Raw genomic sequence first — 14430 nt, forward strand, 5'->3', positions numbered from 1 at the left:
GAGGAGTTGGAGGATCCGAGGATGCTGACGATGTATTCCACCCCCTGGTGCGGCTACTGCCACCGGCTGAAGTCGCAGCTCGACCGGGAGGGCATCGGGTACGAGGTGGTCGACATCGAGCAGGACCCGAAGGCCGCGGACTTCGTGATGAGCGTCAACGGCGGCAACCAGACGGTGCCGACGCTGCGCTTCGCCGACGGCAGTGCCCTGACGAATCCCTCGATCACCCAGGTGAAGCAGCACCTGGAGACGCTCAACGCCTGATCTTCCGGTTCATTCTCGGTGCGCGGCCGCCCCACCCGGGGCGGCCGCTCGTCGTGTTCGGGAACGGGTGGCCGCTGTCGGTGGGTGCCGGAAGCCCGGATCGGTCGGCGTCCTCGGCCGGACGGCGAGGTGCCGGAAGCGTCGGGCGGGTGGGCGGCGTCGGCGGGCGGGCCCCGCCCGGCGCGCTCAGGTGGCGGCCCCGCCACAGGTAGCTGCCAGCGGCGAGGGTGGCCACCCCGACCAGCGCGAACAGCAGCCGGTAGTCCACGAACCCGACCAGCAGGGCACCCGCCCCGATGGAGACCGCCTGCGGCCCGCTGACCATCGCCTGGGTGGCCGCGGCGACCCGACCGACCAGCGACGGCGGCGTGCGGCGCTGGATCAGCGTGTGCAAACCCACCATCGTCAGCGGGAGCGAGACCCCGGCCAGCAGCACCGCGGCGAACCCGAGCCACAGATCGGGGAACGCGAGCGCGAGCGCGGCCGGAGAGAAGAAGGCGACTCCGGCGGCCAGCGTGCCGACCTCTCCGAGCCGGCGGACCAGCGTCGGTGAGCAGAGCCCACCGAGCAACCCACCGACGCCCTGCACGGTGACCAGCACCCCCACGAACGCGGCATCCCGGTGCAGCCCCTGGTCGACGTAGGCGAAGATGAGCGACTCGCTGAAGCCCATCACCAGTGACCCGAGCCCGTAGCCGAGCAGGGCCCGTCGCAGGGCCGGCTCACCGGCCAGGTGCCGCAGACCGGCGCCCAGTTCGGCCGGCCACCGTAGCCGTACTGGCGGTGGCAGCCGTTGCGGGGTGGGCAGCGCGGTGACCACCGCCGCCGCGGTCAGAAATCCGACCATGCCGATTCCGGCCAGAACCCACCCACCGAGCGCCGCGTAGAGCGCCGCGCCCACCAGCGGTCCGACCAGCCGGATCCCCTGACGTACGGTCTGCAGCACGCCGTTCGCGTCGGCCAGCAACTCGACCGGCACCATCTCGCGGATGAGCCCACTGAGCGCCGCGCCGAGCGTGATCGACGAGAGTCCGTACAGGGCGGCCACCAGATAGACGACCCAGACGTCGCCAGCGTCGCGGACTGTGAACAACGGGGCGAGCAGGGCCGCGGTCAGCACGTTCGCGGCCACGAAGAACGGTCGGCGCGGGTAGCGGTCGACAACCCAGCCGACCAGCGGCGCCAGCGTCATCGGCGCGATGACCGCGAAGATCGTGGCACCGGCCAACCCGTTCGAGCCGGTCAGATCCTTGACCCAGATGGCGAGTGCGAGCAGCAGGATCGACTCGGCGGTCATGCTGGCCAGCAGGCCGCCGAAGAGCAGGCGGAAGTCGGGTCGGCGCAGGATCGTGCGCATGGGTCCCTCCGGCGGGATGGCTGCCCAGGTGGGCGAGGTCGACGGGCCGCGACCGCGGGTCCGTCGTCATCCGGCATTCCCGTGGTGCGATTTTCGCAAGACACGCCCTCGCCGGAACCTCCGACACCGGTCGCGCCGTCCATACTGACCGTGGGGGGCGAATTTCATACAGTTACCGTCGCGTCTGCGGCGGTCGACGGGAAAGAGGACACTGTGCCTCCTGCCGCACCCAGCCCGATCCTGCGTCGTCGCCGGTTGGGCGTCGAGCTGCGCCGCCTTCGTGAGGCCGCGGGCCTCACCGGCGATCAGGTCATCGAGCGTATCGGTTGGGCCTCCGCGTCCAAACTGTCCCGCTTGGAGAACGGCCGCAGCCGACCGGACCCGCAGGACGTCGGCGACCTGCTCGACCTCTACGGCGCCGACCAGGCGCTGCACGACGAGCTGCTGGGCATCACCAACGAGGCCGGCGACATGCGCGGCTGGTTGAAGAACTTCCCGGTGATGACGCAGCAACAGCGCGGTTGGGCCGAGTTGGAGGCGGGCTGCGCGGAGATCTCCGAGTACAACCCGGTGCTGGTGCCGGGCCTGTTGCAGACCCCCGGGTACGCCCAGCTCCGGATCATGTCGGCCCGACAGGTGAACGCGGGCGCGGGCGAGCCGGAGCCCGGCGACGAGCCGGAGACCGAGGTGCAGGCGCGGCTGGCCCGCCAGTCGCTGCTGACCCGCGAGCCGCACGCTCCCCGCTACACCGCCGTGTTGGAGGAGGCGGCTCTCGGCCGCCGGGCCGGGCCGCCGGAGGTGCTGCACGAACAACTGCTCCAGCTCTGCGAGTTGGCGCTGCTGCCCAACGTGGCCCTGCACGTGCTCCCCCGGGACACCCAGATCGGCAATTGGTACCTTCCGCCGACCGCCTTCTCGGTCTATCGGTTCGCCGATCCCCTCGATCCGGAGACATTGGCCATCGAAGGTGGCTTCACCGACGTCATGTCGACCGAGTCAATCACGCTAAATCGCTATAAAGTGGTGTTCGAGTGGCTATGCACGGCGGCACTTAACGCCTCGGACACCCTCTCCTGGCTGATCGAGGCGACGGGACGGCTGACCGAGGCGACGCCCCCATCCACAGTGGCGTTCGGGCCGGCAACGGCGCCGACCCAACGCCGCAGGGAATCAGGGCGACTGACGGACCGGTGATCCACGGGGGACCCTCCGTCGGGACGTGCGGCACCACTCGTCCCATCGGATCGCTGCACATCAGGAGCAGAGCCATGAACGAAATCCGCAACACGCCGTCCGTCTCCGCCCACTCGTTGGCGGACGCCCCGTGGCGTACCAGCACACGCAGCCAGACCTCCAACTGCGTGGAGGTCGCCCCACTGGCCACCGGCCCGTCGGCGGTCGCCCTGCGCGACAGCAAGGACCGGGGCGGCCCGGTCCTGCTGTTCAACCGCGCGGGATGGCTCGGTTTCATCACCGGGGCGAAGAAGGGCCAGTTCGATCTGAACTGATTCGGTGACTGGTACGGGGCCGTCGGCGCACTGCCGGCGGCCCCGTCGCTGTGCGACCCGGCGACCCTGCTGAGCAGCCATCCGCCGATCGGACGAGGCTCGAAACCGATAGGCGCGTTTCAGTTGCTGGGACGAACACGGGGCGTAACATGGCCCTCGAGTACGTGGAACTTCCACACTGGCTCATCCGTCGCGGTTCATCCGGAGACCCTCATGCGGTTCCTGATCGTTCGCACCGACATCCGCGCCGTCGCTGACGGGGACATCGCCGCCGCCTGGGCGGACGGCCACCGACTTCGCGACGAGACGACCACGCCCGAGCCGCGCCGGCAGATCGTGCACGCCGAGGACCGGGACGCCGCGCTGCTGCTGGCCCGCGCCCTGGCCACCGTCGGCGCGGTCCGCGCCGGCAAGCAACGGGTCAAGGTCCTCCCGCTGATCGAGTCGCGGCCCGCCTTCCGACACAGAGCGGGCCGCACCGGCACCTGACTCCACAGGTCGTCCGTCGTGGTCGGACCGGCTCCCCCGCCGCGTTACTCGCACCCGCCGACCACGACGGCCCGTGTTCCCGGCCCGTGACCGCCGCGGCAACGGCGGCCACGGGCCGGGACCGTGCTCAGCTGTCGGCGTCCACCCAGCCGTCCAGCCAGCGGTGGATGAGGAACAGCGCTATCGACGACGGAGGCGGCAGAATCAGCCGGGCCCCGTCGCCCACGTCCACCGTCTGCCCGGCCAACGCCGACCCGATCTCCCCGCGGGAGAACCACCTGGCGTACGCGATCTCGGACGGGTCGACCCGCACCGGCTCGTTCGGGTTCGCGGTGGCCAGGAAGCCCAGCATCAGCGAGCCGGGGAACGGCCAGGCCTGGCTGCCCACGTACCCGATGCGCTCGACCCCGATGCCCACCTCCTCGCGGACCTCGCGCAGCACGGCGGCCTCCGCCGACTCCCCCGGCTCCACGTAGCCGGCCAGGCAGGAGTAGCGGCGACCACCCGGGGTGCCCTGCCAGCCGGCGTTGTTGCCGAGCAGGCAGCGGCCGTCCGGGCCGTCCACGCCGTCGTGGACGAGCACGATCATCGCCGGGTCGGTACGCGGCCAGATCCGCCCACCGTTGCGGTCCACCCGGGACCAACCCGCCTCGTCCATGGCGGTCGGCGCGCCGGTGCTCGTCGAGTAACCGTGTCGGGTGTGCCAGTTGACCAGCGCCAACGCGGTGGTGAAGATGCCGGCCTCGCGGTCGGCGAGCAGGTGACCCACCTCCCGGAGGTGGACCGCCCGGGTCCCCGGGATCGCCGGCAGCGGCGCGTCGACAGCGAAGACCGGCACCCCGTCCGGCTCGACACCCAGGAACATCGCCATCGACTCCGACCCGGCGGGCACGTCAGCCGACCCGAACAACACCAACGTCGGAGGCGACGTCTCGGTCCGGGCCAGGGTCCGACCCTCGTCGGTCGAATCGAGCAGCAGCACCCGGGCGCGCAACCACGCCTCGGTCAACCACTGCGAGTCACCCCGCCGGTGCGCGGCCCGATCCAGCGTGGACCGCGCCAACGGCGGCGCCGCCTCCCCGCTCACGCCGCCGCTCCGCTGCTGAGCCCCATGGTTCGCTCACTTCGCTCGCTCACGCCAGCGCTCCGCTCGCTCACGCCTTCTGCTCGGTGTGAACAGTGGTCAGCGCGGCCAGCCCGGGGGTGATCCGCTCCGCGTCGCCGAGCACCACTATCGCCGCCCGAGCCGGGGCCAGGTAGCGGGCTGCCGCCTGCGCGACGTCGTCGATGCTCGCCTTCGCCAACCTCGCCGCGTACTCGGCGAGGAAGTCCAGGCGCAGACCGTTGCCGGCGTACGCGCTGGTCAACGCCGCCAATCCGGCCTGGGTGGACATGCCGAGCTGGAGGGTGCCCAGGGCGTACTGCCGGGCCTGCTCCAACTCCTCTGGCTTCGGCGGCAGCGACGCCAACCGACCCAGCTCGTACGTCGTCTCCAGCAGCGCCGGGCCGGTGACCTCGGTGGCCACGTCGGCGGCGGCGACCAGCACCGACCCGGCGACCGAGTGCTCGATCACCGAGTGCGGGCCGTACGTGTAGCCCTTGTCCTCGCGGATGTTCTCCACCCACCGGGAGGAGAAGTAGCCGCCGAAGATCAGGTTGGCCAGTTGCAGCGGGGCGTGGTCCGGTTCGGTGCGCGACACCGCTGGCAGCGCGATCCGCAGCGAGGACTGCACCGAGCCCGGCCGGTCGACCAGCAGCAGTGGCCCCGGCTCCAGCGGCGGGGTCGCCGGCAGCTCGGCCACCCGCCCGGCACCCGACCAGCCGCCGAGCGCCCGCTCGGCCGCGTCCAGTGCCTTCTCCGGCTGCACGTCACCGACCAGCACCAACTGCGCGCCGGTCGGGTGGACCCGCTCCGAGTGCAGGGTGCGCAGCGCCGCCGGTCGGACGGCACGGATCTGGCCGGGCTCCGGCGTCTGCGTCGCGTACGGGTGCCGGCCGTAGATCCGCTTCAGCAGCGCCTCCCGGGCCAGGTGCGAAGGCTGGCTCTGCGCCACCTGGATCCGGTCGACCAGCCGGTCCCGTTCGGTGGCCACCTCGTCGCTGGGGTAGCTGGCACCGGTCAGCACCTCGGCCAGCAGCTCCAGCATCCGGTCCAGACCGGTGACCAGCCCGGCGCCGGAGAGCATCAGCCGGTCCGGGTCGACGCCCGCGGACAGCCCGCCGCCCACCTTCTGCAACTCGGCGGCGATCTGCACGCTGGTCATCGACTCGGTGCCGGAGAGCATCGTCTGCGAGAGCATCGCGCCGCGGGCCAGGTGGACCCGACCGAACGGCACCCAGAGCCGCAGTTCGACGAGGGGTACGGCGGGCCGGCGTACGGCGATCACTGTGAGCCCGTTGCGCAGTGTGCGCTCGGCCTGCTTGGGCACCTTGAGCTTGCGGGTCGGCCCGAGCGGCGGCAGCGTACGCGGACCGGCAGGAGAAGTAGCGATACTCACTGTGTCACCTTCGTTCGCGACTGTGGGGCTCGCAAAACCGGCTCGCTCCTCGCGCTCACCGAACGCCTCCGGCGATGACCTCGATGGCGGCCCGGCGCTCCGGGCGCACTGTGGCCGCGGCGGCCCGGACCTGCTCCTCGGTGACCTCGCCGACCAGCCGGGGCAGTTCGTTGAGCAGACCCGGTTCGCCGCGTTGCTGCTCCAGCACGGCCATCCGCAGCGCCCGACCGAGCACCGCGTCGGTGTCCCGTAGCAGGTGGGTCGCCATCCGGGCCTGGGTGCGGGCCAGTTCACCGTCGGTCAGCCCGTCGGTGGCCAGCCGGTCCAGTTCCTCGTCGATGGTGCGCAGCACCTTGTCCACGTCGCCACCGGGCGGCAGGTGCGCCTGCAACAGCAGCGCGGTGGGGTCGCGGACGTCGAACGGGTCGCCCATGAAACCGATGTATCCGCCGAGGCTGGTCACCGTGCGGTCCCGCTGCACCAGTCGTTCGACCAGTCGCGACGCGTCGCCGTCGGTGAGCACCTCGGCCAGCACCACGTACGGCAGGTAGCCGGCGAAGTCGGTGACCGGGTCGGGCACGCGCCAGGCGCCGGCCACCGCCGGCAGCGGCGCCAATGCATCGGTGTACGAGGTGCGCCGCTCGGCACTCAGGTCGGGCTCGGTGAAGTCCGGCCGTTGCGGTGCCGGTCGGGCCGGCACGTCGCCGAAGTGCCGGGTGACCAGTTCGGTCGCCTCGGCCACGTCGATGTCGCCGCTGACGGCCAGCACGGCGTTGCCGCTGGCGTAGTAGCGGCGGAAGAAGTCCGCGGCGTCGGCGACGGTCGCCGACTCCAGGTCGTCGAAGGAGCCGTAGCCGTCGTGGGCGTTCGGGAAGGTGTCGAACATGACCGGCGGCAGAGTGAGCCAGGGGAAGCCGCCGTACGGCCTGTTGAGGACGTTGACCCGGATCTCCTCCTTGACCACGTCGACCTGGTTGCGCAGGTTCTCCTCGGTCAGCCGGGGCCCACGCATCCGGTCCGCCTCCAGGAACAGCGCGCGCTCCAGCGCGTTGCTCGGCAGCGTCTCGAAGTAGTCGGTGTAGTCCAGGTGGGTGGAACCGTTGAAGGTGCCACCCGCGCCCTGCACGTGCCGGAAGTGGGCCAGCTTCTCCAGGTTCTCCGAGCCCTGGAACATCAGGTGCTCGAAGAGGTGGGCGAAGCCGGTACGCCCCTCCGGTTCCGAGCGGATGCCGACGTCGTAGACCACCGCCACCCCGATCACCGGGGCACTGCGATCGGGGGTGAGCACCACCCGCAGGCCGTTGTCGAGGGTGAACCGCTCGACCGGATACTTCGTCGCTGGAATTCTGGATCTCCGCGCCGCCACGGAGTCGACCCTAGCGCGTCGACACCTCCGCCACCCGCGACCTTCCCGGAGCCGCCGCGACCGGGGCTGTCACCAGGGGCAGCACCTCGGCGCCGACCCGCTCGGCCTCCTCGCGGTGCGGCCAGCCGGAGAGGATGAACTCGTCGACGCCGAGCGCGGCGTACTCGTCGATTCGGGCCGCGACCTCGGCGTAGCTGCCGACCAGCGCGGTGCCGGCGCCCTCGCGGACCAGGCCGACGCCGGCCCAGAGGTTCGGTGCGACGGTGAGTCCGTCGCTGCGGCCGGCGTTCAGCGCGGCCATCCGGGCCTGACCCACCGAGTCCATCCGGCGGAACCGGGCCTGGGCGGCGGCGATCCGCTCCGGGCTCATCCCGGCCAGCAGCCGGTCCGCCTCGGCCCACGCCTGCGCACTGGTCGGACGGGCGATGACGTGCAGGCGGAGGCCCGTGCGCACTGTGCGGCAGTGCTCGGCGGCGAGCGCCCGGACCCGGGCGACCCGGGCCGCGATGGACGTCGGTGGTTCACCCCACATCAGGTACACGTCGGCCTGCCGGGCGGCCACCGTCTCGGCAGCCGGGGACGCGCCGCCGAAGTAGACCGGCGGCGGCGCGGCGAGCGGGGTGGCCAGGCCGCCACCGTCGACCCGGTAGTGCTTTCCGGCGTAGTCGAACGGCCCGCCGGCCCAGGCACGGCGAAGCACCTCGACGAACTCGCCGGTGCGCGCGTAACGGTCGTCGTGCCCGAGGAAGTCGCCGTACGCCCGCTGCTCGGCCGGGTCGCCCCCGGTCACGATGTTGAGCGACAGCCGGCCACCCGAGACGGCCTGGAACGCCTCGGCCTGCTGGGCGATCAGGGTGGGCAGCGCGAAACCGGCCCGGACCGCGACCAGCATGCCGAGCCGCTCGGTGTGCTGGGCGACCGCCGCGCAGACGATCCACGGGTCGGGGCAGCCGGCGCCCACCGGTGTGAGAACGGCGGTGAACCCGTTGGTCTCGGCGGCCCGGCCAACCTCGGCCAGGTAGGCCACCGTCGCGGCCCGGTCGTGCCTCGCGGCGCCCGCGGTGACTGTGGCGGCACCGACCTGGTCGCCGTCGCCGGAGGTGGGCAGGAACCAGTGGAAGGTCATCGCGAAGTCGCCTCTCTGCCGGTGACCGAATGACGGTTACCCTAGCAAGCTGGTAGGAAATACCGACATAACTGAGACGCGCCATCCCGCCATGTGGATGAGCCTTGACGCTGACCGCAGCCTGGCCCACTCTTCCTACCAACTAAGTAGGAATACTGCGGATTGGATGGACGATGAGACGGCTCCCCCTGCGCCGGTTGGTCACCCTGGCCACCCTCGCCGCCCTCGGCGCGGCGACCCTGGGCAGCACCGCCGCGTGCGGCGACGACAGCGATGGCGCGGGCGGCAGCTCCGGCCCGGTGACGCTGCGCCTCGGCTACTTCCCCAACATCACCCACGCGCCGGCGGTCGTCGGCGTGGAGAAGGGCATCTTCGCGGAGAAGCTCGGCACCGACGTCAAGCTGGACCCGAAGACCTTCAACGCCGGTCCGGCCGCCATCGAGGCGGTCTTCTCCGGCGCGCTGGACGCCACCTACATCGGTCCGAACCCGACGGTGAACGCCTTCTCCAAGTCAAAGGGCGAAGCCGTCCGGGTCATCTCCGGCGCGGCCTCCGGCGGCGTGGCACTGGTCGTCAAGCCCGGCATCACCGGGGCGCAGGACCTGAAGGGCAAGAAGATCGCCACCCCGCAGCTGGGCAACACCCAGGACGTGGCGATCCGTTACTGGCTCAAGCAGCAGGGCCTCACCACCACCAAGGAAGGTGGAGGCGACGTCAAGATCGTGCCGCAGGAAAACGCCCAGACCATCGAGACGTTCAACAGCGGCGCGATCGACGGTGCCTGGGTGCCCGAGCCGTTCGTCTCCCGCCTGATCAACGCTGGCGGCAAGGTGCTCGTCGACGAGCGCGACCTGTGGCCGGACAAGAAGTTCGTCATCACCAACCTGCTGGTCAGCACCAAGTTCCTCAAGGCGCACCCGGACGTGGTGCAGAGGCTGGTCGACGGTCAGGTGGCCGCCAACGAGTTCGTCAACACCAAACCGGAGGAGGCGCAGCAGGCCATCTCCGACGCCATCGGCAAGATCACCGGAAAGCCGCTGGACCTGAAGCTGATCAAGCAGGCGTGGCCGACGTTGGAGTTCACTAACGACCCGATCTCGTCCTCCCTGAAGGCAGGGCTCGACCACGCCGTCGACGTGGACCTGACCGAGCCGGTGGACCTCAAGGGCCTGTACGACCTGAAGTACCTCAACAACGCGCTCAAGGCGCAGGGCAAGTCCGAGGTCGTCCAGCCATGACGTCGACGACGACGCCGCGGAGCGCGACCACAGCGGTCGCGCTCTCCGGTGTGACCAAGGTGTACGGGCGCGGGGCGAACGCCGTCCTGGCCCTGGACGGTGTGTCGCTGAACGTCGCGCCCGGCGAGTTCGTCTGCCTGGTCGGCGCGTCCGGCTGCGGCAAGAGCACCCTGCTCAACCTGGTGGCCGGGCTGGACCGGGTCAGCGGTGGGCAGATCACCCTGGCCGGCGACGCCAACCCGGGCCTGATGTTCCAGGAGCCGGCGCTTTTTCCGTGGCTGACCGTCGACGCCAATGTGGAGGTGCCGCTCAAGCTGCGTCGGCTCCCCCGGGCCCAACGCCGTGAGCGGGTGGCCGAGCTGCTGCGGACGGTGCACCTTGCCGACTTCGGCCGCAAGCGCCCGCACGAGCTCTCCGGCGGAATGCGGCAGCGGGTCGCGCTCGCCCGCACGCTGGCCCTGGACACTCCGGTGCTGCTGATGGACGAGCCGTTCGGCGCGCTGGACGCGATGACCCGGGACATCCTGCACGACGAGCTGGAACGGATCTGGTCCGAGCGCAAACTCTCGGTGCTCTTCGTGACGCACAACGTCCGCGAGGCGGCCCGGCTGGCCGACCGGATCATCCTGCTCTCCAGCCGACCCGGCCGGATCATCTACTCCACCGAGGTGAACATCCCGCGCCCTCGCCGGATCGACTCCCCCGAGGTCGCCGCCATCGCCGCCGAGGTCACCGAGCGGCTCCGTACGGAGGTGGGCCGCCATGGCCAGTGACACCCTGACCAGTTCGGCGCGTACCGACGCGGAGATCACCGGCCTCGACGCGCTGGAGATCGCCGGTCGGGACAAGGAGGTCTCCCGGGGCGCCCGGATCTGGGCGGCCACCTGGCCCAAGCTCGCCGCCCTGGCCATCACCATCGCCGCCTGGCAGTTCGTGGTCTGGACGGGTTGGAAGCCGCCTTACTCGTTGCCGGGGCCGCTGGAGGTCGGCCGCGAGTTGCTGACCCAGGCCCAGGGCCCGCAGCTCTGGGAAGGCATAGCCACCACGTTGCGCCGGGCCGCCGTCGGGTACGTCTTCTCGGTAGCCGTGGGCCTGCTGCTGGGCCTCGCGGTAGCCCGGTCCACGGTGCTGCGCGCCGCCATCGGCTCGATGATCACCGCGTTGCAGACCATGCCGTCGATCGCCTGGTTCCCGCTGGCCATCCTGCTCTTCGAGCTGAGCGAGAAGGCGATCTTCTTCGTGGTGGTGCTCGGCGCGGCACCGTCCATTGCCAACGGGGTGATCTCCGGAGTGGACTACGTGCCGCCGCTGCTGCTACGTGCGGGCCGCAACCTGGGCGCCCGAGGGCTCAACCTCTACCGTTACGTCATCGCACCGGCCGCCCTTCCGGCGATCGTCGCCGGCCTCAAGCAGGGCTGGGCGTTCTCCTGGCGCAGCCTGATGGCGGGTGAGCTGCTCGTGGTCGGCATCTCGCAGACCTCGCTCGGCGCCCAGCTCACCTACTCCCGCGAGTTGTCCGACTCACCCTGGCTGCTCTCCACGATGATCGTCATCCTGGTCGTCGGCCTCGTCGTGGACGCCGCGTTCGGCGCTGCGGACAAGGCGATCAGGCGCCGCTGGGGTGTACTGGACCAGGCCGGTCAGTGACGTGTTCGTCTCCGCGCGCAGCGACTACGCGCTCCGGGCGATGCTCGCCGTCGCTGCCGCCGGTGGTGGCGGCGACGGCGACCGGGTCGGGGAGTTGGTGAAGGCGGCCAGCCTGGCCGAGGTGCAGGACATCCCGCTCAGCTTCCTGCAGGGCATCCTGCTCGACCTGCGCCGGGCCGGTCTGCTGCACAGCCATCGTGGCGCCGACGGCGGGTACGCGCTGACCCGCCCAGCCGACGAGATCACCGTCGGAGACGTGCTGCGTGCGGTCGGCGGCTCGCTCACCACGGTGCGCGGCCTGCCGGCCGAGCGGGCCGGCTATCACGGAGTGGCCGCCGGGCTCACCGACGTCTGGCTGGCGGTACACGGGGCGATCGCCACCGTGGTCGACAGCACCACCCTGACCGACCTGCTCACCCACGCCCCCACCACAAGGTGAGTCCCGGTCACACCCCGAGCTCCGCGATCTTGCACTTACTGTCCCCGCATAAGAGACATTTCGATCATATCGACATCCGAAAGTGCAAGATCGGCGCGTCGGGAGGGGCTGCGGGGGCGTGAGGCGATGTGGCCGGGCCGGTGCCCCGCCGACCCGACCACATCTCGCACCGATCCTGACCGGGCCTGCCCCTCCGCCGGCACCGGTAGGCCGGTCGCTGCTCAGCCCACGTGTGCGGTCGCCGGGGCGAGGCCCGGGTCGCCGGGACTGTGCAGCTCCACCAGACCGGCGGGAGCGTTACCCGCCGGGGTGGCATGCCAGGGCGCGAAGGCCGCGACCATGGCGAGCAACAACCCAGCGAGCGCGACCGCGACCACCAGGATCAGTTCACGCAGTGCGCCCGAGCCGGCTTCGCCCGCCATGGTCACCCCTCCCGTGCCGGGCCCCCCGCCCGACATCCCCCGTCGGTCAGCCTCGACCACGTCCGGCCGGGGCGCAGTCGGCCAGCCGACCCAGCGAAGGCTGATTACCGACTCAGCAGAGCGGGCCGCACGGCGCGGTCGGCTGACCGGTCGGGCCGCACGGACAGCCGACCGGCCCGGAACACCGCGCAGACAAAACCGACCCGCCCCGCCGAAGCGGGACGGGTCGGTCGACGCGCAGAAGATCAGACGGTACGGGGACGACGCGGCCGACGGGACCGGCCCGACGCGCGGTGCGCCGGACGGGCGCCACCATCGGCGGCCGAGCCGCCGGAGGTACGGGCCCGAGAGACGGGCGCCGGCGGAGCGACGATGGTCACCGGCACGCCGGACGGCTCGCGAGCGCCGGTCACCCGGGCCAGCGATCCGTCACCCGCGCGGACCTGGACCGACTCGGGCCGGATACCGGCGGTGGCCATCAGCCGGGACACGTCCCGGCGCTGCTCCGGCAGGACCAGGGTGACCACGGAACCGGACTCGCCGGCCCGGGCGGTACGGCCGCCCCGGTGCAGGTAGTCCTTCGCCTCGGTCGGCGGGTCCACGTTGACCACCATGTCCAGGCCGTCCACGTGGATGCCACGGGCCGCCACGTCGGTGGCGACCAGGGCGGTCACCTGACCGTTGCGGAACTGCTCCAGGATCCGGGTGCGCTGCGGCTGGGACTTGCCGCCGTGCAGCGCTGCCGCGCGTACGCCCTTGGAGAGCAGTTGGCGGGCCAGCCGGTCGGCGCGGTGCTTGGTGCCCATGAACAGGATGGTGCGGCCCTCACGGGCGGCGATCCGGGTCAACGCGTCGGGCTTGTCCGCAGCGGCGACGTGCAGCACGTGGTGGGTCATAGCGGTGACCGTCGCGGTGCCCGGGTCGACCGAGTGGGTGACCGGGTTGCTCAGGAAACGGCGGACCAGCCGGTCCACGCCGCCGTCCAGGGTCGCGGAGAAGAGCATCCGCTGCCCCTGCGGCGCGACCTGCTCCAGCAGCTTGGTGACCTGCGGCAGGAAGCCCATGTCGGCCATCTGGTCGGCCTCGTCGAGCACTGTGATCTCGACCTGGTCGAGCCGGGCGTCGCCACGGTTGATCAGGTCGTGCAGGCGACCGGGGGTGGCGACGACAACCTCGGTGCCGGCGCGCAGGGCGTCCGCCTGCCGCTGCAACGACAGCCCGCCCACGACGGTGGCGCAGCGCAGCCCGACGGCGCGGGCGTACGGGGCCAGCGCGGTGGTGACCTGCTGAGCCAGCTCGCGGGTCGGCACCAGCACCAGGGCCAGCGGGCGACCCGGCCGGGCCTTACGGCCAGCGGTACGGGACAGCAGCGGAAGCCCGAAGGCGAGAGTCTTGCCGGAGCCGGTACGACCGCGGCCCAGCACGTCCCGGCCGGCGAGCGAGTCGGGCAGCGTCGCCGTCTGGATCGGGAACGGCTCGGTGATGCCCTGCGCGGTCAGCGCGGTGAGCAGCGCCGGTGCCAGACCGGTATGAGCGAACGACGGAATAACTGTGGTCATGCGAAAGCCTTCCTCGACGCGGCACGTGTCGAGGGAGGGCGCCGAAGTCGGCGCTGTCAACCGGCGGCGCAAGGCAGCCAGGACTCACAAGCACGAACCGAAAGGGAGTACAGGCCGGCCCGCCGCCGGGCCGCCGCCTGCGTAGGCAGGTGGCAGCGGGGCGGGCCGGTCCCGTCACCGTCACACCCGGAGGGCGCGACAGGTAATGCTGACCGATCCGAAGATCAGAGCGGGCGGATGTTCTCCGCCTGCGGGCCCTTCTGGCCCTGGGTCACCTCGAACTCGACCCGCTGGTTCTCGTCCAGGCTCCGGTAGCCGGAGGACTGGATCGCCGAGAAGTGGGCGAAAACGTCGGCGCCGCCGCCGTCGGGGGTGATGAAGCCGAAGCCCTTGTCAGCGTTGAACCACTTCACGGTGCCAATAGCCATGTGTTTCGTCTCCTTGACGGAACGTCGGACGCGCACTTGTTGCGTGCCCGAAGAGGAGCGCTCCGCGCGGGGATGCGCGAATCGCCTGT

The 14430-nt window shown here is 71.3% G+C and carries 16 protein-coding genes; 8 read left to right on the forward strand and 8 right to left on the reverse strand.

From position 1 onward, the window contains the following. Positions 1 to 21 precede the first annotated feature (21 nt). A complete protein-coding gene (locus tag OHB44_RS29480; protein WP_112681335.1) occupies positions 22 to 264 on the forward strand; it encodes a mycoredoxin in 243 nt (80 codons plus the stop codon). On the opposite strand, the gene OHB44_RS29485 is transcribed toward OHB44_RS29480, so the two are convergent. Beyond that, entirely contained in the window at positions 254 to 1621 is a 1368-nt protein-coding gene (locus tag OHB44_RS29485) for an MFS transporter (protein WP_266304485.1), read from the reverse strand. The two genes, OHB44_RS29480 and OHB44_RS29485, sit on opposite strands and share 11 nt — an antisense overlap. Before the next feature lie 213 nt (positions 1622 to 1834). On the opposite strand from OHB44_RS29485, the gene OHB44_RS29490 reads away from it, so the two are divergent. From OHB44_RS29490 to OHB44_RS29500, 3 genes are all read left to right on the forward strand, one after another. Next, positions 1835 to 2815: a helix-turn-helix domain-containing protein gene (locus OHB44_RS29490; RefSeq protein ID WP_238687460.1), complete on the forward strand. Its 981-nt coding sequence runs from the start codon at positions 1835 to 1837 to the stop codon at positions 2813 to 2815. Between the two features lie 74 nt (positions 2816 to 2889). Continuing rightward, a complete protein-coding gene (locus OHB44_RS29495; protein WP_112583698.1) occupies positions 2890 to 3129 on the forward strand; it encodes a DUF397 domain-containing protein in 240 nt (79 codons plus the stop codon). Between the two features lie 213 nt (positions 3130 to 3342). After that, on the forward strand, positions 3343 to 3618 hold the full coding sequence (locus OHB44_RS29500; RefSeq protein ID WP_330438918.1) for a hypothetical protein: 276 nt from the start codon (positions 3343 to 3345) through the stop codon (positions 3616 to 3618). Positions 3619 to 3745: 127 nt separating this feature from the next. On the opposite strand, the gene nudC is transcribed toward OHB44_RS29500, so the two are convergent. From nudC to OHB44_RS29520, 4 genes are all read right to left on the reverse strand, one after another. After that, positions 3746 to 4705, reverse strand: coding sequence for an NAD(+) diphosphatase (nudC, locus tag OHB44_RS29505; protein ID WP_330438919.1), 960 nt, complete (start codon positions 4703 to 4705; stop codon positions 3746 to 3748). Positions 4706 to 4772: 67 nt separating this feature from the next. After that, the gene (locus OHB44_RS29510) at positions 4773 to 6116 is read right to left on the reverse strand and encodes a M16 family metallopeptidase (protein ID WP_238687462.1); all 1344 of its coding nucleotides are present in this window, start codon (positions 6114 to 6116) and stop codon (positions 4773 to 4775) included. 55 nt (positions 6117 to 6171) lie between these two features. Further along, entirely contained in the window at positions 6172 to 7482 is a 1311-nt protein-coding gene (locus tag OHB44_RS29515) for a M16 family metallopeptidase (RefSeq protein WP_238687463.1), read from the reverse strand. Positions 7483 to 7492: 10 nt separating this feature from the next. Continuing rightward, positions 7493 to 8608 (reverse strand): LLM class flavin-dependent oxidoreductase, encoded by a 1116-nt coding sequence (locus OHB44_RS29520; protein WP_266304482.1) that lies wholly within the window; start codon positions 8606 to 8608, stop codon positions 7493 to 7495. A 173-nt stretch (positions 8609 to 8781) separates the two neighbouring features. Here OHB44_RS29520 and OHB44_RS29525 point away from each other — a divergent pair, with 173 nt between their 5' ends. The 4 genes from OHB44_RS29525 to OHB44_RS29540 are packed head-to-tail and all read left to right on the forward strand — an operon-like array spanning position 8782 to position 11932. Continuing rightward, positions 8782 to 9846: an ABC transporter substrate-binding protein gene (locus OHB44_RS29525; protein WP_266304481.1), complete on the forward strand. Its 1065-nt coding sequence runs from the start codon at positions 8782 to 8784 to the stop codon at positions 9844 to 9846. Further along, a complete protein-coding gene (locus tag OHB44_RS29530) occupies positions 9843 to 10619 on the forward strand; it encodes an ABC transporter ATP-binding protein (RefSeq protein ID WP_266304480.1) in 777 nt (258 codons plus the stop codon). Before OHB44_RS29525 ends, OHB44_RS29530 begins: the two co-directional genes overlap by 4 nt. After that, on the forward strand, positions 10609 to 11493 hold the full coding sequence (locus OHB44_RS29535) for an ABC transporter permease (RefSeq protein ID WP_266304479.1): 885 nt from the start codon (positions 10609 to 10611) through the stop codon (positions 11491 to 11493). Before OHB44_RS29530 ends, OHB44_RS29535 begins: the two co-directional genes overlap by 11 nt. 1 nt (position 11494) lies before the next feature. Then, positions 11495 to 11932, forward strand: coding sequence for an RrF2 family transcriptional regulator (locus OHB44_RS29540; RefSeq protein WP_238687468.1), 438 nt, complete (start codon positions 11495 to 11497; stop codon positions 11930 to 11932). 221 nt (positions 11933 to 12153) lie between these two features. On the opposite strand, the gene OHB44_RS29545 is transcribed toward OHB44_RS29540, so the two are convergent. The 3 genes from OHB44_RS29545 to cspE all read right to left on the reverse strand — a co-directional run bounded on the left by OHB44_RS29545 (position 12154) and on the right by cspE (position 14341). Further along, complete coding sequence (locus tag OHB44_RS29545; protein ID WP_238687469.1) at positions 12154 to 12354, reverse strand: hypothetical protein; 201 nt, start codon at positions 12352 to 12354, stop codon at positions 12154 to 12156. 245 nt (positions 12355 to 12599) lie between these two features. Then, positions 12600 to 13913, reverse strand: coding sequence for a DEAD/DEAH box helicase (locus OHB44_RS29550; RefSeq protein ID WP_330438920.1), 1314 nt, complete (start codon positions 13911 to 13913; stop codon positions 12600 to 12602). 224 nt (positions 13914 to 14137) lie between these two features. Further along, complete coding sequence (cspE, locus tag OHB44_RS29555) at positions 14138 to 14341, reverse strand: transcription antiterminator/RNA stability regulator CspE (protein WP_007464836.1); 204 nt, start codon at positions 14339 to 14341, stop codon at positions 14138 to 14140. Between the last annotated feature and the right edge of the window lie 89 nt (positions 14342 to 14430).

This window comes from Micromonospora sp. NBC_00821 (assembly GCF_036347035.1).
GTDB lineage: Bacteria > Actinomycetota > Actinomycetes > Mycobacteriales > Micromonosporaceae > Micromonospora > Micromonospora hortensis.